General features: G+C 68.2%; 21 protein-coding genes. 14 read left to right on the top strand and 7 right to left on the bottom strand.

Translation table 11 applies throughout. The features are described 5' to 3' along the window. Positions 1-87: 87 nt before the first annotated feature. Positions 88-831: a DUF4333 domain-containing protein gene (locus VXD91_RS14180; protein WP_212811964.1), complete on the top strand. Its 744-nt coding sequence runs from the start codon at positions 88-90 to the stop codon at positions 829-831. 157 nt (positions 832-988) lie between these two features. Here the strand turns inward: VXD91_RS14180 and VXD91_RS14185 are convergent, their stop codons facing one another. Further along, positions 989-1,939 carry a 5'-3' exonuclease gene (locus tag VXD91_RS14185; RefSeq protein ID WP_212811963.1) on the bottom strand — a complete coding sequence of 317 codons (951 nt, stop codon included), beginning with the start codon at positions 1,937-1,939 and terminating at the stop codon, positions 989-991. A gap of 79 nt (positions 1,940-2,018) precedes the next feature. Between VXD91_RS14185 and VXD91_RS14190 the strand changes: the two genes are divergently transcribed. From VXD91_RS14190 to VXD91_RS14205, 4 genes are all read left to right on the top strand, one after another. Beyond that, positions 2,019-3,143, top strand: coding sequence for a Xaa-Pro peptidase family protein (locus tag VXD91_RS14190; protein WP_212814858.1), 1,125 nt, complete (start codon positions 2,019-2,021; stop codon positions 3,141-3,143). A 43-nt stretch (positions 3,144-3,186) separates the two neighbouring features. Then, positions 3,187-4,512, top strand: coding sequence for an AarF/UbiB family protein (locus VXD91_RS14195; protein WP_346415712.1), 1,326 nt, complete (start codon positions 3,187-3,189; stop codon positions 4,510-4,512). Between the two features lie 141 nt (positions 4,513-4,653). Beyond that, positions 4,654-6,060 carry a DUF222 domain-containing protein gene (locus tag VXD91_RS14200; RefSeq protein ID WP_346415713.1) on the top strand — a complete coding sequence of 469 codons (1,407 nt, stop codon included), beginning with the start codon at positions 4,654-4,656 and terminating at the stop codon, positions 6,058-6,060. Positions 6,061-6,158: 98 nt separating this feature from the next. Further along, on the top strand, positions 6,159-6,800 hold the full coding sequence (locus VXD91_RS14205) for a methyltransferase domain-containing protein (protein ID WP_346415714.1): 642 nt from the start codon (positions 6,159-6,161) through the stop codon (positions 6,798-6,800). On the opposite strand, the gene VXD91_RS14210 is transcribed toward VXD91_RS14205, so the two are convergent. Continuing rightward, positions 6,778-7,173, bottom strand: coding sequence for an MmcQ/YjbR family DNA-binding protein (locus tag VXD91_RS14210; RefSeq protein WP_029105782.1), 396 nt, complete (start codon positions 7,171-7,173; stop codon positions 6,778-6,780). The two genes, VXD91_RS14205 and VXD91_RS14210, sit on opposite strands and share 23 nt — an antisense overlap. A 111-nt stretch (positions 7,174-7,284) precedes the next feature. Between VXD91_RS14210 and VXD91_RS14215 the strand changes: the two genes are divergently transcribed. Genes VXD91_RS14215 through VXD91_RS14225 form a run of 3 tightly spaced genes read left to right on the top strand, consistent with a single transcriptional unit; the run spans position 7,285 to position 12,066 of the window. Continuing rightward, on the top strand, positions 7,285-9,258 hold the full coding sequence (locus VXD91_RS14215) for an alkaline phosphatase family protein (RefSeq protein ID WP_346415715.1): 1,974 nt from the start codon (positions 7,285-7,287) through the stop codon (positions 9,256-9,258). Positions 9,259-9,286: 28 nt separating this feature from the next. After that, positions 9,287-11,344, top strand: a complete 2,058-nt coding sequence (gene ligA / locus VXD91_RS14220) for an NAD-dependent DNA ligase LigA (RefSeq protein WP_318985934.1) — start codon at positions 9,287-9,289, stop codon at positions 11,342-11,344. Positions 11,345-11,361: 17 nt separating this feature from the next. Then, entirely contained in the window at positions 11,362-12,066 is a 705-nt protein-coding gene (locus VXD91_RS14225) for a hypothetical protein (protein ID WP_318985935.1), read from the top strand. Between the two features lie 3 nt (positions 12,067-12,069). On the opposite strand, the gene VXD91_RS14230 is transcribed toward VXD91_RS14225, so the two are convergent. Further along, positions 12,070-12,735 (bottom strand): amino acid-binding protein, encoded by a 666-nt coding sequence (locus VXD91_RS14230; protein WP_318985936.1) that lies wholly within the window; start codon positions 12,733-12,735, stop codon positions 12,070-12,072. A gap of 113 nt (positions 12,736-12,848) precedes the next feature. Between VXD91_RS14230 and gatC the strand changes: the two genes are divergently transcribed. Genes gatC through VXD91_RS14245 form a run of 3 tightly spaced genes read left to right on the top strand, consistent with a single transcriptional unit; the run spans position 12,849 to position 15,720 of the window. Then, positions 12,849-13,148 carry an Asp-tRNA(Asn)/Glu-tRNA(Gln) amidotransferase subunit GatC gene (gene gatC / locus VXD91_RS14235; RefSeq protein ID WP_212811955.1) on the top strand — a complete coding sequence of 100 codons (300 nt, stop codon included), beginning with the start codon at positions 12,849-12,851 and terminating at the stop codon, positions 13,146-13,148. Next, on the top strand, positions 13,145-14,629 hold the full coding sequence (gene gatA / locus VXD91_RS14240) for an Asp-tRNA(Asn)/Glu-tRNA(Gln) amidotransferase subunit GatA (protein ID WP_212811954.1): 1,485 nt from the start codon (positions 13,145-13,147) through the stop codon (positions 14,627-14,629). Before gatC ends, gatA begins: the two co-directional genes overlap by 4 nt. A gap of 59 nt (positions 14,630-14,688) precedes the next feature. Then, positions 14,689-15,720: an ATP-dependent 6-phosphofructokinase gene (locus VXD91_RS14245; RefSeq protein WP_029105781.1), complete on the top strand. Its 1,032-nt coding sequence runs from the start codon at positions 14,689-14,691 to the stop codon at positions 15,718-15,720. Here the strand turns inward: VXD91_RS14245 and VXD91_RS14250 are convergent. Continuing rightward, positions 15,717-16,670, bottom strand: a complete 954-nt coding sequence (locus VXD91_RS14250; protein ID WP_318986024.1) for a glycerophosphodiester phosphodiesterase family protein — start codon at positions 16,668-16,670, stop codon at positions 15,717-15,719. The two genes, VXD91_RS14245 and VXD91_RS14250, sit on opposite strands and share 4 nt — an antisense overlap. A gap of 106 nt (positions 16,671-16,776) precedes the next feature. On the opposite strand from VXD91_RS14250, the gene gatB reads away from it, so the two are divergent. Continuing rightward, complete coding sequence (gene gatB / locus VXD91_RS14255; RefSeq protein ID WP_226521542.1) at positions 16,777-18,273, top strand: Asp-tRNA(Asn)/Glu-tRNA(Gln) amidotransferase subunit GatB; 1,497 nt, start codon at positions 16,777-16,779, stop codon at positions 18,271-18,273. On the opposite strand, the gene VXD91_RS14260 is transcribed toward gatB, so the two are convergent. Both VXD91_RS14260 and VXD91_RS14265 read right to left on the bottom strand, forming a co-directional pair. Next, positions 18,270-19,379, bottom strand: a complete 1,110-nt coding sequence (locus VXD91_RS14260; protein WP_346415716.1) for a hypothetical protein — start codon at positions 19,377-19,379, stop codon at positions 18,270-18,272. The genes gatB and VXD91_RS14260 overlap by 4 nt on opposite strands. Before the next feature lie 26 nt (positions 19,380-19,405). After that, positions 19,406-20,494, bottom strand: coding sequence for a PQQ-dependent sugar dehydrogenase (locus VXD91_RS14265; protein ID WP_346415773.1), 1,089 nt, complete (start codon positions 20,492-20,494; stop codon positions 19,406-19,408). Between the two features lie 226 nt (positions 20,495-20,720). On the opposite strand from VXD91_RS14265, the gene VXD91_RS14270 reads away from it, so the two are divergent. Then, positions 20,721-21,611 carry a DoxX family protein gene (locus VXD91_RS14270; protein ID WP_346415717.1) on the top strand — a complete coding sequence of 297 codons (891 nt, stop codon included), beginning with the start codon at positions 20,721-20,723 and terminating at the stop codon, positions 21,609-21,611. Positions 21,612-21,636: 25 nt separating this feature from the next. On the opposite strand, the gene VXD91_RS14275 is transcribed toward VXD91_RS14270, so the two are convergent. Continuing rightward, a complete protein-coding gene (locus VXD91_RS14275; RefSeq protein WP_346415718.1) occupies positions 21,637-22,047 on the bottom strand; it encodes a PH domain-containing protein in 411 nt (136 codons plus the stop codon). Between the two features lie 332 nt (positions 22,048-22,379). Between VXD91_RS14275 and VXD91_RS14280 the strand changes: the two genes are divergently transcribed. Further along, entirely contained in the window at positions 22,380-24,158 is a 1,779-nt protein-coding gene (locus VXD91_RS14280) for an acetolactate synthase large subunit (protein WP_346415775.1), read from the top strand. Positions 24,159-24,190 lie beyond the last annotated feature (32 nt).

Genomic DNA, 24,190 nt, shown 5'->3' on the forward strand with positions numbered 1-24,190 from the left:
CGGGTCATCCAGGAACGGTGACACCGGTAGTGTGGTTGACCAGCAGCTCGGATGACGTCCGGGCAGTAGAGCACCGAGGGAGAGACGATGAGCGGTCCAGAGGGAACTGATCCGTCACAGCAGTGGCAAGGTCAGCAGCCCGCTTGGGGTCAGCCGGCGTCCGGCGCCGAGCAGCCGACCACTGCCGCCCCGGCGTGGGGGCAGCAGCCGGCCTACAACCCGGAGCAGTACCAGCAGCAGTACCCGGCGGTGCAGCCGGGCGCCGCGCAGCCTGGGGCACAGCAGGTTCCGGGCTACCCCCAGCAGCAGTACCCCGGTTACCCGCAGCAGGGTTACCCGCAGCAGGGCGCCTACGGTCAGCCGCAGTACGGCCAGCCGGGTCAGTACGGTCAGCCCCAGTACGGCCAGCCGGGTCAGTACGGCCAGCCGCAGTTCGGTGAGGGTGCCGCGGGTCAGCAGTTCGACCAGCAGTTCGGCGCCCCGGCTGCCAAGAAGGCCAGCAGCAAGACGCTGATGATCATCGGTGGGGTCGTGGCCGCGGTTGTCGTCGCGGTCGTCGGTGTCCTCGGTTTCCTGTGGCCGGGCTTCTTCGTCACCACCAAGCTCGACATCAACGCCGCGCAGTCGGGCGTGCAGAAGATTCTGACCGACGAGACCAACGGCTACGGCGCCAAGAACGTCAAGGACGTCAAGTGCAACAATGGCACCGACCCTGAGGTCAAGTCCGGGCAGACGTTCGACTGCGACGTGAACATCGACGGCACCAAGCGCACCGTCAAGGTCACCTTCAAGGACGACAAGGGCACCTACGAGGTCGGCCGCCCGAAGTAGTTCCACTCAACTCTCACCAGGCCCAGGCCGGAACCTCTACGTCATATGTGACACGAGGGTTCCGGCCTGAGTCGTTTACGCCGTCGAGCGTGCGGCTGGATCGCCCCACCGAGCAGATCTGCGATCTGACGGCACACTCGTCGCATGAACCGGCGGATTACAGCTTGTCGAGCGCCTTCTGCAGCCGCGCGATGGAATTGGTGATGCCGTACTTTCCGGCCAGGTCGGCCACGCGCTGCGGGTCGCGGGCCGCGAGCGGCAGGGCGTCGGACTCCGTCGACAGGGACACCGGCGCATCGGTCGCGACGAGGACGACGGGCAGCGCGGCCGTGATGTAGTCCGCCGCGGCCAGGATTTTCTTGCGTTGCGCCGCAGCCATTTTGGAGGTCGGGTCCTGGGCGGCCGCCTCGATGGCGGCCAGTGAACCGTAGGTCTGCAGCAGGGTTGCCGCCGTCTTCTCGCCGATGCCGGCGACGCCCGGCAGACCGTCGGACGCGTCGCCGCGCATCAGGGCGAGTTCGGCGTATGCCGCGCCCGCGCGATCCAGCGGGACGCCGTAGGTCCCGGCGACCTCGGCAGGCCCGTACAGCACCGCCTTGGCCAGGCCGCGGCCGATATAGAACACCCTGATTCCAGGTCCGTCATCACTGGCCAGCTGCAGCAGGTCGCGGTCACCGCTCACCACGATCGCGGGGTCGGTCTGTTCCCGGGTCGCCAGCGTGCCCAGCACGTCGTCCGCCTCGAAACCTGGTGCGCCCGCGGTGGCGATGCCGAAAGCGTCGAGCAGCTCCATGATCACGGCGACCTGGGGTGTCAGATCGTCGGGCACCTCCTCGATATCGGGCTCGCCGTCCGGGTTCTCCTCGAGCACGCGGTGCGCCTTGTAGGACGGGATCAGGTCGACGCGCCACTGCGGCCGCCAATCCAGATCCAGGCACACCACCAGGCGGCCGGGACGGTGCTGGGTGACCAGGGCCGCGATGTTGTCGATGAAGCCGCGGACCGCGTTGACGGGGCGGCCGTCCGGCGCGGTGATCGAGGACGGCACCCCGAAGTACGACCGGAACCACATGCTGGCTCCGTCGAGCAGGAGGATCGGCTGGTTCATGCTCAGGCCCGCCTGTCGCGGATGTCGGTCGGCATCGCACTAGCCTATTGCTATGCGGGCGAGCGAAGTGACGGGGAATGTGACAGCAGGTCGATTCAACACCGACGTCTATGCCGCGCGTCTGCGCTCGGCCGCCGCGGCCGCCCAGGCCGCCGGCCTGGCGGGACTCGTCATCACCCCGGGGTACGACCTCCGGTATCTGGTGGGGTCGCGGGCGCAGACATTCGAGCGGTTGACGGCACTCGTGGTGCCCGCCGACGGTTCGACGCCGACGGTCGTGGTGCCGCGGCTGGAACTGGCGTCGCTGAAGGAGTCGGCGATCCTGGAACTGGGCCTGGCGGTGCAGGATTGGGTCGACGGCGACGACCCCTACGCGCTGGTCGCCGCGGCGCTGCCGGGCAGTGCCGTCGCGGTGACCGACGCGATGCCCGCGCTGCACCTGCTGCCGCTGGCATCGGTGCTCGGCGCGGTGCCGGTACTCGCCACCGACGTGCTGCGGCAGTTGCGAATGATCAAGGACGCCAGTGAGATCGACGCCCTGACGAAGGCGGGCGCAGCCATCGACCGCGTCCACGCGCGGGTGCCCGAATTCCTGAAGCCGGGCCGCACCGAGGCCGACGTCGCCGCGGACATCGCCGAAGCGATTGTCGCCGAAGGGCATTCGGAGGTGGCATTCATCATCGTCGGCTCCGGACCGAACGGTGCCGACCCGCACCATGAATGCTCGGACCGTGAATTGCAGGTGGGGGACATCGTCGTCGTCGACATCGGCGGGCCCGTCGAGCCCGGCTACAACTCGGACTGCACCAGGACCTACAGCATCGGCGAGCCCGATCCCGCGGTGGCACAACAGTATTCGGTGCTGCAGCGGGCGCAGGCCGCGGCGGTGGCCGCGGTCCGGCCCGGGATGACGGCCGAGCAGATCGACGCCGCGGCCCGCGACGTGCTGGCCGCCGAAGGGCTGGCCGAGGTGTTCGTCCACCGCACCGGTCACGGCATCGGCCTTTCGGTCCACGAGGAGCCGTACATCGTGGCGGGCAACGCATTGCCGCTCGAGCCCGGCATGGCGTTCAGCGTCGAGCCCGGTGTGTACTTCGCCGGGCACTGGGGCGCCCGGATCGAGGACATCGTCGTCGTCACCGACGACGGCTGTGTGTCGATGAACAACCGGCCGCACGATCTGGTGGTTGTCCCGGTTTCGTAGCGGGCTGTTGTCAAGATCGGCTAAGAAAGCCAAGATCGAGGCCATGGCTGAAATCCGCCGTGGCCGCACGGGACGTGCCGCCAAGCTGGCAACCCTTCCTGCCGGGATCGCGGGCCGCGCCGTCCTGGGCGTCGGCAAGCGCATGGCCGGCAAGTCGAAAGAGGACGTCAACGCCGAGCTCGTCGAGAAGGCCGCCGAACAGCTCTTTCAGGTGCTGGGGGAGCTCAAGGGCGCGGCCATGAAGCTGGGGCAAGCACTTTCGGTCATGGAGGCCGCGATCCCGCCGGCGTATGCCGAGCCCTACCGCGAGGCCCTGACCAAGCTCCAGAGCGACGCCCCGCCGCTGCCCGCCGAAAAGGTGCACCGCGTGCTCGATGCCCAGCTGGGCACCAAGTGGCGTGAGCGTTTCCAGTCGTTCGACGACACGCCCGTCGCCTCCGCCAGCATCGGGCAGGTGCACAGCGCGGTGTGGAGCGACGGCCGCCGCGTTGCGGTCAAGGTGCAGTATCCGGGCGCCGATGAGGCCGTGCGCGCCGACCTCAAGACGCTGCGCATGCTGACCACACTGTTCAAGCAGGTGGTTCCGGGCGCCGACGTCAAGAGCATCATCGACGAGCTCATCGAGCGCACCGAGGAGGAACTGAACTACCGCATCGAGGCGGACTATCAGCGGGCGTTCGCCAAGGCCTTCGCGGGGGACCCGCAGTTCTACGTCCCGGCGGTCGTCGCGTCGTCACCGAAGGTCGTCATCACCGAATGGATGGAGGGCCGCAAGCTCTCCGAGATCATCGCGGGTGGCACGGAAGACGAACGCAACCGGTGCGCGCACCTGCTGCTGGAGGTCACCATCAGTGCTCCGTACCGCTGCGGGCTGCTCCACGTGGACACCCATCCCGGCAATTTCATGCTGCTCGACGACGGCCGGTTCGGTGTCATGGACTTCGGTGCCGTTGCGGTTCACGAAGGCGGTCTGCCGCGCGCGACCGGCCCCATCCTGCGGCTCGCGCGCGACGAGAAGTGGGAGGAGATGACGGCGTATCTGCGCGAGGAAGGCTTCATCCCCGCCGGGGCCACCGTCTCGCACGAAGAGATCAACGCTTATCTGCTGCCGTACATCGAGCCGTTGCGCCACGAGAGCTTCCACTTCAGCCGCAGATGGCTGCAGGGCATCGCCGCCACCGCCGCGGACATCCGCAGCGAGCAGTTCGCCGCCACTTTCAAGACCAGCCGCCAGCTGAATCTGCCGCCCAACTATCTGATGATGTTCCGGGTGCTCGGCGGTCTGCTCGGCATTGCCGCACAGCTGGACGCGACCATCAACTACGCCGAGATCGTCGACAAGTGGGTGCCCGGGTTCCGCGAGGACTGACGAGTTCGGCGCGGTAGCGCCGGAGTCGTTGCGGCTGGTGGAACACCTTGCTGGGCAACATGTTTGACCTCATTGTTCACTTTCGGCACAGGCGTCCCAAACTGCAGAAATTTGTCAGTGGGTCGAACTAGTGTTCGATGTATGGGATTGACCGATCCGGCCGTTGTCGAGGAGGCGTACGCCGCCTACGAGGCGGCGCATGCGCGGCTCGCGGCCTTGGATTACAGCGGTCTGGATGTGCCGACATTGTTGGAGTTGCAGTCGCGCCGCGAAACCTTGAGGTGCGCGGCCGAGGCGGTCGATCACCGGATTCTTACCGCGGCACAGTCTCAGGCCACGGCCCGGGAGCTGGGCGCGAAAAACTGGGCCGAGGTGCTGCGCATCCGGTTGCGCGTGGATACCACTGAAGCGAACCGTCGGGTCCGCGACGCTCTGCATGTGGCGCCCCGCACCGGGTTGACCGGGGAGCCGTTGCCGCCGCTGTGGGAGTTCGTGGCCGCGGCCCAGGCCGAGGGTGCGATCAACACCGAGCACGTGAGAGTGATCGGCCAGTTCATCAACAAACTCCCCGGGTGGGTGGACCCCACCACCAGTGGACAGTTCGAACAGTCCCTCGTTGCTGGTGCGCGGCACCAGACCCCGGAAGAACTGCGCGCCGCCGCCGAAGCCCTGCTCTACCTGCTCGATCAGGACGGGCCGCTCCCTGATGATGCCGAACGGGCCCGCCAGCGCGGCCTGACCGTGTCGAAACAACGACCGGACGGGATGTCGGATCTGCAGGGCACCTTGACCCCGGAAGCCCGCGCCTACCTCGACACCTTGTTGGAGAAGTACGCCGCCCCCGGCATGTGCAATCCGGCTGACCCGCAGCCCTGCATTTCCGGAACCCCGTCAGCCGAGCAGATCGCCTCCGACACCCGCAGCCCGGCCCAGCGCCGCCACGACGCCTGCACAACGCTATTCCAGATGCTGTTGTCCTCCGGAACGCTCGGTGAGCACAACGGCGTCCCGGTCAGCGTCGTGGCCACCTGCACCGTCACCGAACTGGAGCAGCGCACCGGGGTCACACTCACCCACACCGGCAGCACGCTGCCCATTAAGGATCTGCTGCAGATGGCCGCCACCAACGGTGCCGACCACTACCTGGCGGTGTTCGACCGGCACAGTGAACAGCTGCTGTACCTGGGCCGGGCGCGGCGCACCGCCACCGTCGCTCAACGCTTCGCGCTGTTCGCCCGGGATCGTGGCTGCACCAAACCCAACTGCACCGCGCCGACCTCGCGCTGCCAAGCCCACCATGTCGACGCCGACTGGCGCGACGGCGGCCTCACCAACATCACCACCCTTGCCCTCGCGTGCGGCTGCGATAACCGCCTCGCCGACACCGGCGGCTGGCACACCACCATGGGCCCCGACGGCCGCGCCCACTGGACCCCACCGCCACTACTGGACGTCGGTCAACCACGAACCAACCACTACTGGCACCCAACCCTCTACCCACCCGAGAGTGAAGGCGACGAGGGTGAAACAGACAGGACCGCAGGGTGATTCGGCGCCCCATGCTGCCCGGCAGCACGACACCAGGTCGCGCTGCGGTAGCCGCACGTCCGGCCGACCGTGTCGGCGTTCCCGCGTACCGTTGGCCGATGCCCGATTTCCTGGCCACGACCCGCGACGGCTATGACCGTGCGGCCGCGCACTACGTCGCTCGCTTCCAAAACCATCTCGACGACCGGCCGGTGGACCGGGCCATGATCGGCGCGTTCGCCGAACTGGTGGACCGCGGGGCCAGCGTGCTGGACGTGGGCTGCGGCACCGGTGTGGCCACTGCGGCACTGGCAGCGGCCGGCCTCGACGTCACCGGAATCGATCTGTCTCCCAACATGATCGCGCAGGCGCGGCAGCACAATCCGGCTCTGGAGTTCCGCGTCGGGTCGATGCTCGACCTCGACGTGGCCGAGGGCAGCGTCGGCGGGCTCTGTGCCTGGTACTCGATCATCCATGTTCCGGATGAGTACCTGTCGCGAGTCTTCGCCGAGTTCCACCGGGTCCTGTCGCCGGGCGGGGTGTTGCTGTTGGCATTTCAGGTCGGTGATGAGCCGCGGGTGCTGACGGACTTCGACGGCGAGTCGGTGCACTTGACGTTCATCCGCCGGCGGCCCGAGCTCGTCGCAGACGTGTTGTCGGACAGCGGGTTTCGCGTCTATGCGGAAACGGTCCGGCAACCCGACGAAGACGCGGCCGAATCCACGCCGCAGGCCTACCTCATTGCGCGTCGAGCAGCTTGATCAATCGCTTGGTCGCGACGAGCCGGAACGATGCGTCGAGCAGTTCTCGGACCTCGTCCCAGTCGACCTTCGCCGCGGTGAAATCCAGCCCGAGCCAGCCTGACGGACCCATGTAGGCGGGGTAGTAGAAGCGCGAATCCTGTTCCAGTGCTGCGCGGTCGGACTCGTCGACCTTGACCAGCAGGGAATGCGGGTAGGCGACCATCTCGCCCGTCGTCTTCGAATTGCCGCCGTACATCGCGAACATCTTGGGCGCGCAGAACACCGGCCGGCCCCACGACACCTTCTCGAAGGCCTCGGGAAAGCTCAGCGCGACCGCGCGCAGCTCTGCCAGGCCGGGGTCGTCATCGTCGAACATGATCGGATGCGGCACGTTGCCACGGTAACCCGCGGCGGGGCGGAGGGTGCCCAACCTTCGAGATGACTGTGCGTCAGGTTCGCGATTCCTGTGCGGCCGATAATTGTCGCGCGTTATACATTCCGGATGACAGCGGGAAGATGCATTGGCCGGGTCGGGGGACTGGCGGTCGCCCTGGGGATCGGAACCGCGCTCGCGGGGTGGAGCGACTGCCCGGCCTGGGCTGACGCCACAGGATCGGGAGCCGGGGCGGGATCGACATCCCAGACCTCCTCGACCTCGCAGGCATCCCAGGCGGCAGCCGCTCCTGCCAAGAAGCCGAAAAAGCAGCGCAAGCCCGCCAAGTCGAAGTCGAAGCCCGCCAACGAGGAACAGGCCGGAAAGCCGGACAAGAAGCGCGACAAGCCCACCGCCGACAAGCCCGCCGCTGACCAGCCCGCCGCCAACCAGATGAAGGCCGCCGAGCGCACGAAGCCCGCGCCGCGGACAGCCCCGCCGCGCGTCGCCGGCCTCAACCGCGAAGAGCACCCGACGGCCGCGGCCAAGACTGCCGGCACGCCGACAGTCACCGCCGCGATCTCGACGCAAGCGAGCTCCGCACAGCCCACGGTCAAGGTGGCCGCGGTGTCGGCAGATCCCATCGCCAAACTCACCAGGGCCCTGCGGTCGCTGCAGGCGCCGGTGTCTCCGCTCAGCTCGACATCGGTGCTGGTGGCCCTCGCCGCGGTGCGCGACGAACTGGAACGCAAGACCCTCAAGCCAACCAGTGCCGTTGCGCCGCAGTCGGTTTCGACGCTCGCCGACACCACACCCAATGTGCTGGTGATCGGCGTCGACGGCACCAATCTGAGCCGGGTGCTGGCCGACCCGGCCAACGCCAACTTCTTCCAGCTCATGCAGGGCGGCACCACGGCACCGGCGAGCATCGTCGGGCACACCACGATCAGCAATCCGTCATGGACCGCCATCCTCACCGGCGTCTGGGGTGAGAGGACCGGCGTCATCAACAACATCTTCAATCCAGCGGTCTACAACCGGTTCCCGACGGTGTTCAACCAACTGGAGACGTTCAATCCCGGCATCCAGACCACGGCGATCGCGAACTGGGACGTCATCTCGGCCATCGCCGTGTCGGGTTCGGTCGGCGCCGACCACGTCGTCAACATCTCGCACATCGCGGGTGACTCCAACTGGTCGCTCACCGACGACGCCGTCGGCGACGCGACCGAGGCCGCGATCGCCGCCGCCGACCCGAACAAGCCGAACTTCGTGTTCAGCTACTTCGTCGGCGTCGACGAGAACGGGCACAACTACGGCGGCGCGTCCACGGCATACGCCGAGGCGGTGCGGAACGTCGACCGCAACATCGGCGAGATCATGCAGTCGGTCAACGACTGGGAAGCGGCGACCGGCGAGCAGTGGACCGTCATCGTCGTCACCGACCACGGTCACCAGGACAGCAAGGGCTTCGGCCATGGGTTCCAATCACCCAATGAGACATCGACTTTCGTCATCGCCAACAATCCCGATCTGTTCACCGCCGGTGGCGTCAACCTGAAATACCAGATCGTCGACGTCACCCCGACGGTCGTGACGTTGTTCGGCGGCACGCCGGCGCCCAAGTCCGACGGCGTCTCCATCACGGGCCTCGGCGGCAGCACCGTCACGCCGATCGACGACGACGCGGCACTGCGGGCCGCCGTGCTGGACGTCATCGGCAAGTACGGGTACCCCAACATCGGCACCGACCTGACGCTCGGCGTGCGCACCGTCGCCGCGTCCGTGCCCTACTTCCTCAACCAGGCGTTCCAGCAGGTGACGGCGCAGTTGCGGTCGATCGCCGAGAAGAACATCTTCGTCATCAGCCCGCTGGCACAGGCGATGACCGTGCCCGTGCAGCTGGTCGGCAGCCTGACGTACGCCGCGACGAACGTCGTCGCGCAGGTCGTCGCCAGGCTGACCGGAGTCACCGGGGCCAGCCTCGTGCCGATCTTCATCCCGCCGCTGCCGCCGCTGGTCGGTACCGAGGACCCGGCCCCGGCAGCTGCTTGCACGGTCCTCGTGGCATGCGGCACGTCGGCGGGGATCATCGCGGCTTGATGTCACAGCCCTTCGCTAGCCTTACCGGGTGAGCTCACCCGATCCCGACGTGCGCCGGCAATGGCAGGAACTGGCCGAAGAAGTCCGCGGTCACCAGTTCCGCTACTACGTCAAAGATGCACCGATCATCTCCGACGGTGAGTTCGACAAGCTGCTCGGTGAATTGCAGGAGATCGAAGAGCGGTACCCCGAGCTGCGGACGCCGGATTCGCCGACGCAGCTGGTCGGCGGCGCCGGGTTCGCGACCGAGTTCGGCGAGGCACAGCACCTGGAGCGGATGCTGTCGCTAGACAATGCCTTCAACACCGATGAGCTGACGGCGTGGGCCGCGCGGCTCACCAACGAGCTGGGCCGCGAACTCGAGTACCTCTGCGAGCTCAAGGTCGACGGCGTCGCGCTGGCACTGGTCTACCGCGACGGCAAGCTGGTCCGGGGCGCCACGCGCGGCGACGGCCGCACGGGCGAGGATGTCACGCTCAACGCCCGCACCATCACCGACGTACCGGAGCAGCTGACCGGCACCGACGAATTCCCGGTGCCGGCGGTGCTGGAAGTCCGCGGTGAGGTGTACTTCCGTGTGGAGGATTTCGCCGCGCTCAACGTCAGCCTCATCGAGGAGGGCAAGGCGCCGTTCGCCAATCCGCGCAACAGTGCCGCCGGGTCGCTGCGACAGAAGAATCCTGCCGTCACCGCACGTCGCCGGCTGCACATGATCTGCCACGGTCTGGGCTACACCGAAGGCTTCGAGCCGGCATCGCTGCACGACGCGTACCGTGCGCTGCAGGCATGGGGGCTGCCGGTGTCGGACCACACAACCCGCGTCACCGGCATCGCGGCGGTGGCCGAACGCGTCGCGTACTGGGGCGAGCACCGTCATGACGTCGATCACGAAATCGACGGTCTGGTGGTCAAATTGGACGACCGCACGCTGCAGCGCCGCCTCGGCGCCACCAGCCGGGCGCCGCGGTGGGCCATCGCGTACAAGTACCCGCCCGAGGAGGTCACCACCAAGCTGCTCGACATCCGGGTGAGTGTGGGCCGTACCGGCCGCGTCACGCCGTTCGCGTACATGGAGCCCGTCACCGTCGCAGGTTCAACGGTCGGGCTCGCGACGTTGCACAACGCCACCGAGGTGAAGCGCAAGGGCGTGCTGATCGGCGACACCGTGGTGATCCGCAAGGCCGGCGACGTCATCCCCGAGGTGCTCGGCCCGGTCGTCGATCTGCGTGACGGTACTGAACGTGAATTCGTCATGCCCGCAACGTGTCCCGAATGCGGTAGCACGCTGGCGCCGTCGAAGGAGGGTGACGCCGACATCCGCTGCCCCAACACCCGATCCTGCCCCGCGCAGCTGCGTGAGCGGGTTTTCCACGTCGCGGGCCGCGGCGCCTTCGACATCGAGGGCCTCGGCTACGAGGCGGCCACCGCACTGCTGGCAGCCGGCGTCATCACCGATGAGGGCGACGTCTTCAACCTCACGCAAGACGACCTGTTGCGCACCAGCCTGTTCAAGACCCAGAAGGGCGAGCTCTCGGCCAACGGAGCCAGGCTGCTGGCCAACCTCGGCAAGGCCAAGCAACAGCCGTTGTGGCGGGTGCTGGTGGCGCTGTCCATCCGGCACGTCGGTCCGACGGCCGCTCGGGCGCTGGCCGCGGAATTCGGTGACCTGCAAGCGATCACCGAAGCCTCCGAGGAGCGGCTGGCCGCTGTCGAGGGCGTCGGCCCCACCATCGCCGCCGCCGTGATCGACTGGTTCACCGTCGACTGGCACCGTGCCATCGTCGACAAGTGGCGCGCGGCGGGCGTGCGCATGGCCGACGAACGCGACGCGAGCATCGAGCGCACGCTGGAAGGCCTGTCGATCGTGGTGACCGGCTCGCTGACCGGGTTCTCGCGGGACGAGGCCAAAGAGGCGATCCTGGTGCGCGGCGGCAAGGCGGCGGGTTCGGTGTCGAAGAAGACCGCCTACGTGGTGGCCGGCGACGCGCCGGGATCCAAGTACGACAAGGCTGTCGAACTCGGCGTGCCGATTCTCGACGAAGACGGCTTCCGGCGGTTGTTGGAAGAGGGGCCGGACGCGCTCTGAGCTCGATGGCGGCGCCGATGTCCCGCAGAATCCCGGCAATCACCACGCGATTCTGGGTGAGCAAGACGTTGATCACCGCCGCATCGGTGTTCTGGCCGGACCACCTCTACGACCACCTGGGCCGCTGGATCGCGACAACGCTGCTGGTGGCGGCATGCGCCGTAGCGCTGTTGGTTCAACTGCGCGCAGACCGCTTGCGGCCGTGGGCATTCTGGCTCGCGATGCTGGCGACCAGTGCGGTGGGCACGGAGATCGCGAACGGGTTGCACGTCGCGTTCGGTCTGCGGTACCTGGTGATCGCTGTCGTTTGTTGCGCCGGCGTCGTGGGACTGCTGGCGCTCGGGCATGCGCACGTCGGAATGACGGAGTTGATCGCTGTCCGCACCCGGCGAGCCGAATGCTGGTTCTGGGCAACCGCTCTGGCGGCGTTCGGAATCGGGACTGCGCTGACCCACATGACGCCGACTCGCATCTTGCCCGACCCGGTTCTTCAGCTCGTGCTGTGGGCAGTGCTGATCGCCGGTGTGGCGGTGACATGCCGCTTGTCCGGTGGCATGTCGACGGCGGGCTTCTGGGGTTGTTTTGTCCTGACTCGTCCGTTGGGCGCGGCGGTCGCCTTCCTGCTGACCAACGCAAGTCAGGCCGGTGGGCTCGGCCTTGCTCGGCCGGCGGTCAGCGCGGCGCTGACCGCGGTGCTCGTCGCCTCGGTGCGCTACCGCTGACCGCTATCGCACGATGGTCGCGACGATGCCGGCGAGATACCCCAGCCGCGCGACCTCAGACGGACGGAAGGCCGGCCCACCCGGGCGGCCCAGCATGATCGCCGTGTGGGGGTCACCCAACGGCGCGGCGGCCAGGGTGGTGTCGATGTCCTGCCAGAACTGCGGCACCCAGTCGCCGGTGGCGTCCAGTGCGGCGGCGTGCTCGAGCGGCAGCCACGGCGCTGAGCTGGCGAGCGTCTCGGGCGCGCCCGGACTGCCGGTGATGCGATGGGGCGCCACGCCGTCCTTGCCGCCGGCCACCACGACACACCACCCGACCCGCAACACGCGCGGTGCCTCGTCGGCCAGCGTCTGGAGGCGCGCGGCCTTGCCTTTGGCGGCCGCCACGTGGTCGATGAGTTCCAGCTCGCGATGGGCCTCGAGCAACCCGGTGTGGGGCCGAATGCTGTCCACGTACACGCCCTTGAGGGCCTCCGCGGCGGTGATCAGGGCGTCGGGCATGGACCCGAGCGGCAGTTCGACCACCAGATCGTCGATCGCGTAGCCCGGACCGCGCTCGACGACGTCGAGCGACAGGATGTCGGCGCCCACCGAGCCGAGAGCCACCGCCAGCGAGCCGAGGCTACCGGGGCGGTCTTCGAGCTGCACCCGCAGCAGATAGGAGGACACGCGACAACTGTTGCACAGCGTCGTGGCGATGGCAGGACGTGCCGGTGCGGCGCGTGTCACGGATACGTTCCCCGTCGCGGCGCCCATCGGGCTCCCCACTAGGCTGTTTCGACGTGTCGAAGATTTCCCGGGACGATGTCGCCCATCTGGCGAATCTGGCCCGGCTCGCCCTGACCGATGGTGAGCTGGACAGTTTCGCAGGCCAGCTCGATGCCATCCTGGCGCACGTCGGCAAGATTCAGGCCGTCGACGTCACCGGTATCGAGGCGACCGGCAATCCGCTCAAAGAGGTCAACATCACCCGGCCCGACGCCGAGGTGGCCAGCCTGACGCAGGACCAGGCGCTGGCGCAGGCCCCGCGGGCCGAGGACGGCCGGTTCGCCGTGCCCCGCATCTTGGGAGAAGCAGAGTGAGCGACCTGATCCGTTTCGACGCCGCCACGCTCGGCGAGAAGATCGCCGCCGGCGACGTGTCGGCCACCGAGGTCACCCAGGCGCACCTGGACCAGATCGCCGCCACCGACGAGACCTACCACGCGTTCCTGCATGTGGGTGCCCAGGAGGCACTCGCCGCTGCCGCCGCGGTCGACAAGCAGGTGGCTGCCGGCGAGCCGCTGGCATCGCCGCTCGCCGGTGTTCCGTTGGCGCTCAAGGACGTTTTCACCACCACCGACGCGCCGACCACGGCCGGCTCGAAGATTCTCGAGGGCTGGCGGTCGCCGTACGACGCGACCGTGACCGCGAAGCTGCGCGCGGCCGGAATCCCGATCCTCGGCAAGACCAACATGGACGAGTTCGCCATGGGGTCGTCCACCGAGAACTCGGCCTACGGCCCGACCCGCAATCCGTGGGACGTCAACCGCGTGCCGGGTGGTTCCGGTGGCGGTAGCGCCGCGGCGCTCGCCGCGTTCCAGGCGCCGCTGGCGATCGGCACCGACACCGGTGGGTCGATCCGTCAGCCTGCCGCGCTGACCGCGACCGTCGGCGTCAAACCCACCTACGGCACCGTCTCGCGGTACGGCTTGATCGCCTGCGCGTCGTCGCTGGATCAGGGCGGCCCGTGCGCCCGCACGGTGCTCGACACCGCGCTGCTGCACCAGGTGATCGCCGGCCACGACCCGCGCGACTCCACCTCGGTCGACGCGCCCGTGCCCGATGTGGTCGCGGCGGCCCGGGCCGGCGCCGCGGGCGACCTCAAGGGCGTCCGGATCGGTGTCGTGAAGCAGCTGCACACCGGCGAGGGTTACCAGCCCGGCGTGCTGTCGTCGTTCAACACCGCGGTGGACCAGCTGACCGAGCTCGGCGCCGAGATCACCGAGGTCGACTGCCCGAACTTCGACTACTCGCTGGCGGCCTACTACCTGATCCTGCCGTCCGAGGTGTCGTCGAACCTCGCGCGCTTCGACGCGATGCGCTACGGCCTGCGGGTCGGCGACGACGGCACCCACAGCGCCGAAGAGGTCATGGCGCTGACGCGTGCCGCCGGATTCGGGCCAGAAGTCAAGCGCCGCATCATGATCGGCACCTACGCGCTGTCGTCGGGGTACTACGACGCCTACTACAACCAGGCTCAGAAGGTGCGCACCCTGATCGCGCGCGACCTCGATCGCGCCTACGAGAAGGTCGACGTGCTGGTCACCCCGACCACCCCGACCACCGCGTTCGGGCTGGGCGAGAAGGTCGACGACCCGCTGGCGATGTACCTGTTCGACCTGTGCACGCTGCCGCTGAACCTGGCCGGCCACTGCGGCATGTCGGTGCCGTCGGGCCTATCGCCGGACGACAACCTGCCGGTCGGGCTGCAGATCATGGCACCGGCCCTGGCCGACGACCGGCTGTACCGCGTCGGCGCGGCCTACGAAGCCGCCCGCGGCGCCCTGCCCACCGCACTCTAGAGGCGACCCCGCCGCACATTCGGCGAGAACGAGAACCCGCGAGCGGGCAGTATGGGGTCATGCGGATAGGTGTGCTGACCGGTGGTGGTGACTGTCCTGGCCTGAATGCGGTGATCCGGGCGGTGGTTCGCACCTGCGATGCCCGGTACGGCTCGACGGTCGTCGGGTTCCGGGACGGCTGGCGTGGCCTGCTGGAGAACCGCCGCGAGCAGCTCAAGAACGACGACCGCAACGACCGGCTGCTGGCCAAGGGCGGCACCATGCTGGGCACGGCGCGCGTCAACCCCGACAAGCTGCGGGCCGGGCTGGACCAGATCAAGCAGACGCTCGAGGACAACGGCATCGACGTGCTGATCCCGATCGGCGGCGAAGGCACGCTGACGGCGGCGCACTGGCTGGCCGAAGAGAACGTCCCCGTCGTGGGTGTGCCCAAGACCATCGACAACGACATCGATTGCACCGACGTCACTTTCGGCCACGACACCGCGCTGATGATCGCCACCGAGGCCATCGACCGGCTGCACAGCACGGCCGAGTCGCATCAGCGGGTGATGCTCGTCGAGGTGATGGGGCGCCATGCGGGCTGGATCGCGCTCGGCGCCGGCATGGCCGCCGGCGCGCACATGACCCTGATCCCGGAGCAGCCGTTCGACGTCGAAGAGGTGTGCCGACTGGTGAAACAGCGCTTCGTACGCGGAGATTCGCATTTCATCTGCGTCGTCGCCGAAGGCGCGCGGCCGGCCGAGGGGTCAATGCAGTTGCGCGACGGCGGAATTGACGAATTCGGGCATGTGCGATTCACCGGGGTCGCCCAGCAGTTGGCCATCGAGATCGAGAAGCGGATCCGCAAGGAAGTCCGCACCACGGTGCTCGGTCACGTGCAGCGCGGCGGCACGCCGACGCCCCATGACCGGGTGCTGGCGACCCGGTTCGGGATCAACGCCGCCGACGCCGCGCACGCGGGGGAGTACGGGATGATGGTGTCGTTGCAGGGCCAGGAGATCGGCCGGGTGCCGTTGGCCGACGCGGTCCGGCAACTCAAGCTCGTGCCGCAGAGCCGTTACGACGACGCGGCCGAGTTCTTCGGCTAGCGGTAGGCCTTCGGTAGTGGCATGCCGAATTCGGATTCCACCGCGCGCAGCCGGCTCGGATAGTCGGTGATGATGCCGTCGGCGCCGGCCGCGATCTGTGCCTTCATGGTGTCGGCGTCGTTGATCGTCCACGGAATCACCTTGAGCCCGCGGGCATGTGCGCGATCGATGAATGCGCTGTCGGCGACCAGGGCGAAATCCGGATCCTTCGGCGTCAGGCCGTAGGGCACCGAGTAGCCGGGCGACAGGATGTTCGCGCCGACCGACGCCGCCCCCGCAATCGGATCGGTGACGACGGCGGGGTTCACGTCTGCCGTCCACGCCGAGTTCGGCACCCAGGTCGTCTCGTCCCAGAGCGCCACCAAGGGGATACCGGGTTCGTGCTGGCGGACGAGCGGCAGTGTGCGCCAGTCGAAACTCTGGATCTCCACCTTGTCGACCTTGCCGGCAGCCCGCACCGTGGCGAGGATGACGTCGACGAATTGCTGTGGCGTGGCCGAACTTTCAGGCTTGTCGGCTTCGATCTTGGTTTCGATGTTGTACCGGACGCCCGCGTGGTGCGCGTCCGCGAGCGCGAAAACCTGATCGAGGGTGGCGATCTTGTTGCCGGTCACCACTTCGGCGGCCGGGAATCCGTCGAGCAGCTTGCCGCAGTTCAGCGTGTGCAGCTGGGCCCGCGTGAGGTCGTGGACGAGCTTGCCGACGTACGGGTATTGCGGGTCGCCGGGGAAGGCTGGGCCGGTGTCGGTGCACTTCTCGGGCTGGATGGCCGGGTCGTGCCACACCATCGGTGCACCGTCCTTGGCGAGGACGATGTCGAGTTCCAGCGTCGTGACACCCAGCTCGATGGCCTTGGTGAACGCGCGCAGCGATTCCTCGGTGGTCTCGCCGCGTCCGCCGCGGTGCGCCTGCAGGTCGAAGTCGCCGGAATCGGCCGATGCGACGGGCATGGCCGTCAGCGCGAAGGTGGTCAGCAGGGCGCCGATGCGTGCGAGCATCCGCGGAGGGTAACCGGCCCCGGGAAATGGCCGGTGAACGACAACTAGGATCAGGCGCATGGCTGACGCAGACCTTCTCGACTACGACGACGTCCTCGCGACGTACGAGCCCGTCATGGGCATGGAAGTCCACGTCGAGCTGTCCACCGAGACCAAGATGTTCTGTGGTTGTGCGAACCGGTTCGGCGCCGAGCCGAACACACTGGTGTGCCCGGTGTGCCTCGGCCTGCCCGGCGCGCTGCCGGTGGTCAACGAAGCGGCCGTGGAGTCCGCGATCCGGATCGGGCTGGCGCTGAACTGCGACATCGCGCCGTGGGGCCGGTTCGCGCGGAAGAACTACTTCTACCCGGATCAGCCGAAGAACTACCAGATCAGTCAGTACGACGAGCCCATCGCCGTCAACGGCTACCTCGACGTTCCGCTCGAGGACGGCAGCACCTGGCGCGTCGAGATCGAGCGTGCTCACATGGAGGAGGACACCGGCAAGCTGACCCACCTGGGTAGCGACACCGGCCGCATCTCGGGCGCCACCACCTCGCTGGCCGACTTCAACCGGGCCGGGGTGCCGCTGGTCGAGATCGTCACCAAGCCCATCGAAGGCGCGGGCGAACGCGCCCCGGAGATCGCCCGCGCCTACGTGACGGCACTGCGGGACCTGTTGCGCGGCTTGGACGTTTCCGATGTCCGCATGGACCAGGGCTCGATGCGCTGTGACTCCAACGTCTCGCTCAAGCTCAAGGGCGCCGCGGAGTTCGGCACCCGTACCGAGACCAAGAACGTCAACTCACTCAAGAGCGTCGAGGTGGCGGTCCGCTACGAGATGCGCCGGCAGGCCGCCGTGCTGCAGTCCGGCGGCACCATCACGCAGGAGACCCGGCACTTCCACGAGGACGGGCACACCACGTCCGGGCGCAGCAAGGAAACCGCCGAGGACTACCGCTACTTCCCGGAGCCGGACCTCGAGCCCATCGCGCCGTCGGACGAGCTGGTGGAGCGGCTGCGCGGCACCATCCCCGAGCTTCCGTGGTTGGTGCGCAAGCGGATTCAGGACGACTGGGGCATCTCTGACGAGGTGATGCGCGACCTCGTCAACGCCGGCGCCGTGGAGCTGGTGGCCGCGACCGTCGAACACGGCGCGTCCAGTGAGGCGGCCCGCGCCTGGTGGGGCAACTTCCTGGTGCAGAAGGCCAATGAAAGCGAAAAGACACTCGACGAGCTGGCCATCACCCCGGCCCAGGTCGCCGCGGTGGTCAAGCTGGTCGACGACGGCAAGCTGTCCAACAAGCTGGCGCGTCAGGTCGTCGAGGGCGTGCTGGCCGGCGAGGGCGAGCCCGAGCAGGTGATGAACGACCGCGGACTCGTTGTGGTGCGCGACGATTCGCTCATCCAGGCCGCGATCGACGAGGCGCTGGCGGCCCAGCCGGACATCGCCGACAAGATCCGCGGCGGCAAGGTCCAGGCCGCGGGTGCGATCGTCGGCGCGGTGATGAAGGCGACCAAGGGTCAGGCCGACGCGGCGCGCGTGCGCGAACTGGTGATCGCGGCCTGCAGCTAGCGCAGCGCCGCCTGCGGCGCGGGCGTGGTCGTCGGCTTGAGTGACGACACGCCCGCGACGCAATAGCCCGCGATCACGAAACACACCGCGGCGCAGGGCAGATTGCCGGTCGGGGTGCCCGCGCCGGTGACGCCGTCGATGGCGCCGGCGAAGTCGGGCAGTGCGGCCAGCCAGAGCACCGTGAAGGTGAGCAGGTACAGCACGCCGAACACCCGCACGTACGGACTCGGGTGCTGCGTGCCGACCCGGCGCGTGATCCGCCAGTCCTGAATGAGGACCGGCACCGCCACGAACGTGAATATCGCCATCTCCACGCCGAGGACCACGTATTGCGTCGCACTGTGGTGAGCGGACAGCAACGTCGGCAGGCTGAACAGCCCCATGAGGACCGGTGCCAGCACGCTGACGGCCGCTGTGCGCCAGGCCAACGACAGCGCACCCGGTGGGGTCCCGGCGGCCACCCGGCGCCCGACCAGCACGTGTACCAGGTAGGCGACCGCCGCGGGCCCGACCACCGCCAGGCTGACCCAGCTGCTCACCGGCACGCAGCCGAGCGTGGGGTGATTCAGGGGGTTCGCGGTGTTCCAGACCCACCAGCGCAGCTGCGGACCGAGATGGTCGAACACGCCGTAGACGCAGCCGTGCACGAAACCGACGCAGAGGGCACCGACGACCGCGCCGCGCCGTTCGAAAACGCCGGTGGCGCGGACGATGTCATAAGCCAGGGTGATGGTCGCGGGGTACAGCGCCACGATGTACAGCGGTAGCCGCCCGTCGACGAAATCGACGCTGAACACGTTGTGCACCAGCATGACCCCGAGCCGGGTGCCGGCGAAGATGTCCGGTGGATGCCGGGGTAGTTCGGTCGCCAGCGCGTAGACCACCGACGCCAGCCAGATCGCGATGCCGGTCGGGTCCCGGCGCACCCGCCGCAACGCGTACGCCAGCGCCATGACCGCGCCGATCAGCATCAGCAGTTCGACGACAGGCATGGTCCAGTGGGCCAGCGTCAGCGGGTTGCGCAGCTTGATCCACGAATCGTCATCGCAGGAGAAGCCCAGGTAGCCCGCCAGCCGAGCGAAGTCGGCCGGGCAGGCGCGCATCATCGAGCGACCCTCATGTCGGGTGCCAATTACGTCTTGTCGTCCGTGCTACGCGGGAATCCGCCCTGCGGGAACAACGGGAACACGACGTCGTCGAACTTCTCGACATCGCCTGCGGTCTTGTTCACCGTGGCGCCCCAGATGTTGCCGTCGGGGGAGAGCTTCAGCGCGAAGACGTGGCCGTGGGTGTCCGTGCGGAGGGCCTCGGGGTCGCCGGTGACAGCGCCGGTGTCCTTCGACAGCCGCACCGCCACCGTCTTCTTGGTGTTGACCAGATTCACCATGACGGTGTTGTCGGTCGCGACGCAGCCGGCGACACCCGGACGGTCGGGCCAGCTCCACACCGTGGACACCTTCGAGTCCTTGGTGATCCGCTGCAGCCGGTCGCCGGTCGGGGTGCGGTCGGTGACGTACAGCGACCCGCTGGCCCCGTCGATGCACAGCGCGCCACCGGCGCCCATGCCCGACAGCGCGGTGGTCGGGGGTGCCTGGCCCACTGTCGTCGGCTGCTCGATGCGCAGCAGCTTGCCTGCCAGCGAAGCCGGATCGGCTGCGGCGGCGGGGTTCCCGGCGTCTCCGGTGAGCACCATCAGGGTCGTCGGGCTGGTGAAGATCAGCGCTCCGGTGTTGCCTGTGGGGCCCTTGGGGATGCCGGTGAGGATCGGCTTGGGAACGTCGCCGTCGGCGATCCGGACCACCCGGTTGTCGGTGGGGGTGGTGATGTACGCGTACATCAGTCGGTCCTGCTGATAACTCGGCGACAGCACAATGTCCATCAGGCCGCCGTCACCCGACGCATCGACCGGAATCACGGTCTTGACCTTAGGTTCCGCGTTGGTGGCGATGTTCTTGACGGCGCCGGTGACGCGTTCGGCGACGATGGCCGACTTGCTGTCGCCGCCCATGATCAGGCCGCTGGTGCTCTCCAGGCAGCCCTGCAGGACGGCCGGTGCCGGGCAGGCCTTCGGGAACGGGTTCGGCGGCAGCGGGGGCGGGGGCGGCGGGGTCGAGCTGGGTGCCCCGCCCAGCTCGGGCTCGATGGTGAACGGCTCGGATGCCGCCGAATCGAAACGGGCGCAGCCCGGCAGCGCCAGCAAAGCGATGGCGCACAGCGCCATAACCCGTCGAGCGGGTGCAGAGCTGGGGCGCTCAGGCCGGCGTCGGGGCCTCGTCAGCGCAGTCCGCGTCGACCGCCGCAATGTCATGCCCGCCAGGTTACGGACTGTCTGACGATGCTCGCCACGTCGGGGCCGCGCGCGGGGCCGAGCAAATCCGGTGAACAAGCCGGTCAAACCACCCTTTAAATCCACGGTCAGCAGTGCAACTGCACTTACCCTGGCAATCATGACCAGTACTTCCCATGACCCGCGTGCATGGCAACGGCCCGATGAGTCGGCCGCCAGGCCCGCGTCGGCACGCCTGGTCGATCCCGAAGACGACCTGCCCATCACGACCTACCGCGGCGACGGCGGTGAGGCGGCGGCGACCACCGCCATCCCGCGGTTCGACACCGCGTCGTCGGAAGACGTCACCGAGGTGACCTCGGCGTCGTCTCCGTCGCCGTCCTCGATGGCCTTCGACCTCATGCACGAACCCGAGCCGCTGCCGTATGTGCAGCCCCGGGAACGCAACGCGCAGGCGGCCGAGGCATTGGGCCCCGCCGAGATCGAGCCCGACCCCGAGACCGACGCGCGGGTGCGCGTCGCCAAGCGCCGCGGCACGCAGGACCTGGGACTCATGGTGTTGCGCATCGGCCTCGGCGCCTGGCTGGTGGTCCACGGCCTGCAGAAGGCGTTCGGCTGGTGGGGCGGTCAGGGCCTGAACGGGTACGAGCACGCGCTGGCCGCCGCGGGCTTCCAGCACGCCGGGATACTGACCTACCTCGCGACCGGGGCGCAGATCGGGGCCGGCGTCCTGCTGGTACTGGGGCTGTTCACGCCGGTGGCCGCCGCGGTCGCGCTGGCCTACCTGACCAACGCACTGGCGGTGGAGGTGGCCGCCCAACCCGTGCACGGCTACTTCCCGTACTTCCTGCCCGAAGGGCACGAGTACCTGGTGACCATGATCGTGCTGGCCGCGGCACTGACCCTGACCGGGCCGGGGCTCTACGGCTTCGATGCCGGGCGCGGCTGGGCGCGACGGCCCTTCATCGGGTCGCTGCTGTGCCTGCTGATCGGTGTCGGCGCCGGCATCGGTGTGTGGATGCTGCTGAACGGATCAAACCCGCTGCACTGAGCAGTTTCTTCGGGGCGGGGCCGGCTCAGTCGTTGTACGGATTGGGCACGACGCCGCCGCTGGCGGCGGTCAGCACCGGCAGTGACGCGAACGTCACACCCGGCAGCCGCAGGTGGGTGCCGTCGGTCAATTCGGCCTTGGCCCATTTGGAGCCGTCGAAACGCAGGCCCAAGATGTCCTGCCACGCCACCGTCCGGCTGCCGAGCAGCGATCGTGCCGTCACGCCCTTCTTGTCCGCCACGGTGCGGTAACGAATCACCATCGCCGACAACAGAATCGGGATGACGAGCAAGACCGCGCACCACGCCGGCCCGGCGAAGACGAGGGCCAGCAGTCCGATGGCGAAGAATCCCACCGCCAGATGGGCGACTCCCGGGATCTTGATCACGACGGGTCGGGCTGCGGTCGAAGCGGTTCGGCGGCTCACATCGTTCATTCTCCCAGGCGACGGGTGGCCGGGTTGCCAGGTGTGTCCGGCTATGGATCTGATTTGACCTGTGCGCGCCGCGGGGACTACCGTCCTTGCTTATGCAGAACTCGGGATTGCTTGTAGTAACTGGGCGCGTTGGTGCGTGACCAGGCTGAGTAAGCCGACTACAAGCATCGACGCGCAACCCTCGTACAGCCACCCACGCTGACGGGGGTTTTTTGTTTGCCCGAGAACGCCAAAATCCGAACACGATCAAGAGGACAAGAGTGAGCGCACCCACCACGCGACCGCCAGAGTCGACGCAACAGCCCAATGGTCCCGGCGGCCTCGGCGGCACTGTGAACGGTTCTTCCAAAGCCGTTGCCCCGCAGCAGATGACCGGTGCCCAGGCTGTCGTCCGGTCGCTCGAGGAACTCGACGTCGACACCATCTTCGGCATCCCCGGCGGTGCCGTGCTGCCGGTCTACGACCCGCTGTTCGACTCGAAGAAGGTCCGCCACGTCCTGGTCCGGCACGAGCAGGGTGCCGGTCACGCCGCGTCGGGCTACGCGCACGCCACCGGCAAGGTCGGCGTGATGATGGCCACCTCGGGTCCCGGCGCCACCAACCTGGTCACGCCGCTGGCCGACGCCCAGATGGACTCGATCCCGGTGGTCGCGATCACCGGCCAGGTCGGCCGCGGCCTGATCGGCACCGACGCCTTCCAGGAAGCCGACATCTCCGGCATCACCATGCCGATCACGAAACACAACTTCCTGGTCCGCAACGGTGACGACATCGCCAAGGTGATCGCCGAGGCGTTCCACATCGCCGCCTCCGGCCGCCCCGGCGCCGTCCTCGTCGACATCCCCAAGGACGTGCTGCAGGGTCAGTGCACCTTCAGCTGGCCGCCGGTCATCGACCTGCCCGGCTACAAGCCGAACACCAAGCCGCACAGCCGCCAGGTGCGCGAGGCCGCCAAGTTGATCGCCGCGTCGCACAAGCCCGTGCTGTACGTCGGCGGTGGCGTCATCCGCGGCGAGGCGTCCGCGGAGCTGCTGGAGCTCGCCGAACTGACGGGCATCCCGGTCGTCACCACCCTGATGGCGCGCGGCGCGTTCCCCGACAGCCACCCGCAGCACATGGGCATGCCGGGCATGCACGGCACGGTGTCGGCCGTGGCGGCGCTGCAGAAGAGCGACCTGCTGATCGCCCTCGGCACCCGTTTCGACGACCGGGTCACCGGTCAGCTGTCGTCGTTCGCGCCCGATGCCAAGGTGATCCACGCGGACATCGACCCCGCCGAGATCGGCAAGAACCGCCACGCGGACGTGCCGATCGTCGGTGACATCAAGAACGTCATCGTCGACCTGCTCGGGGCGCTGCGTCGTGACGGCGTCGCCGCCGACACGCTGGACCTGGCCGACTGGTGGACCTACTTGAACGGCGTCAAGGAGACCTACCCGCTGAGCTACGGCCCGCAGAGCGACGGCAGCCTCTCGCCGGAGTACGTCATCGAGAAGCTGGGCCAGATCGCCGGACCGGACGCGCTGTACGTGGCGGGCGTCGGCCAGCACCAGATGTGGGCCGCGCAGTTCATCAAGTACGAGAACCCGAAGACCTGGCTGAACTCGGGCGGTCTCGGCACGATGGGCTTCTCCATCCCGGCCGCGATGGGCGCCAAGTTCGCCCGCCCGGAGGCCGAGGTGTGGGCCATCGACGGCGACGGCTGCTTCCAGATGACCAACCAGGAGCTGGCCACCTGCGCCCTCGAAGGGGCGCCGATCAAGGTTGCGCTGATCAACAACGGCAACCTGGGCATGGTGCGCCAGTGGCAGACGCTGTTCTACGACGAGCGCTACTCCAACACCAACCTGTCGACGCACTCGCACCGCATCCCGGACTTCGTGATGCTGGCCGAGGCGCTGGGTTGCGTCGGTCTGCGCTGCGAGCGCGCCGAGGACGTCGAAGACGTCATCCGGCAGGCCCGCGAGATCAACGACCGCCCCGTCGTCATCGACTTCATCGTCGGGGCCGACGCGCAGGTGTGGCCGATGGTCGCCGCCGGTACCAGCAATGACGAGATCATGGCGGCGCGTGATATCCGTCCGCTGTTCGACAACGAGGATCAGGTGTGATGAGCGCCTGCGCGAAGAACCAAGGAGCATAG

The sequence above is a fragment of the Mycobacterium sp. SM3041 genome (assembly GCF_039668335.1).
Taxonomy (GTDB): domain Bacteria; phylum Actinomycetota; class Actinomycetes; order Mycobacteriales; family Mycobacteriaceae; genus Mycobacterium.

Excerpts from the sequence above, each read along its gene's own strand:
- VXD91_RS14185 (WP_212811963.1), bottom strand. The coding sequence starts at position 1,939 with ATGAACCAGCCGATCCTCCTGCTCGACGGAGCCAGCATGTGGTTCCGG.
- VXD91_RS14275 (WP_346415718.1), bottom strand. The coding sequence starts at position 22,047 with ATGAACGATGTGAGCCGCCGAACCGCTTCGACCGCAGCCCGACCCGTC.
- gatB (WP_226521542.1), top strand. The coding sequence starts at position 16,777 with ATGGCTGACGCAGACCTTCTCGACTACGACGACGTCCTCGCGACGTAC.
- VXD91_RS14215 (WP_346415715.1), top strand. The coding sequence starts at position 7,285 with ATGACAGCGGGAAGATGCATTGGCCGGGTCGGGGGACTGGCGGTCGCC.
- VXD91_RS14270 (WP_346415717.1), top strand. The coding sequence starts at position 20,721 with ATGACCAGTACTTCCCATGACCCGCGTGCATGGCAACGGCCCGATGAG.
- VXD91_RS14200 (WP_346415713.1), top strand. The coding sequence starts at position 4,654 with ATGGGATTGACCGATCCGGCCGTTGTCGAGGAGGCGTACGCCGCCTAC.
- VXD91_RS14265 (WP_346415773.1), bottom strand. The coding sequence starts at position 20,494 with ATGGCGCTGTGCGCCATCGCTTTGCTGGCGCTGCCGGGCTGCGCCCGT.
- VXD91_RS14260 (WP_346415716.1), bottom strand. The coding sequence starts at position 19,379 with ATGATGCGCGCCTGCCCGGCCGACTTCGCTCGGCTGGCGGGCTACCTG.
- VXD91_RS14250 (WP_318986024.1), bottom strand. The coding sequence starts at position 16,670 with ATGCCCGTCGCATCGGCCGATTCCGGCGACTTCGACCTGCAGGCGCAC.
- VXD91_RS14245 (WP_029105781.1), top strand. The coding sequence starts at position 14,689 with ATGCGGATAGGTGTGCTGACCGGTGGTGGTGACTGTCCTGGCCTGAAT.
- VXD91_RS14205 (WP_346415714.1), top strand. The coding sequence starts at position 6,159 with ATGCCCGATTTCCTGGCCACGACCCGCGACGGCTATGACCGTGCGGCC.
- VXD91_RS14225 (WP_318985935.1), top strand. The coding sequence starts at position 11,362 with ATGTCCCGCAGAATCCCGGCAATCACCACGCGATTCTGGGTGAGCAAG.
- VXD91_RS14195 (WP_346415712.1), top strand. The coding sequence starts at position 3,187 with ATGGCTGAAATCCGCCGTGGCCGCACGGGACGTGCCGCCAAGCTGGCA.
- VXD91_RS14180 (WP_212811964.1), top strand. The coding sequence starts at position 88 with ATGAGCGGTCCAGAGGGAACTGATCCGTCACAGCAGTGGCAAGGTCAG.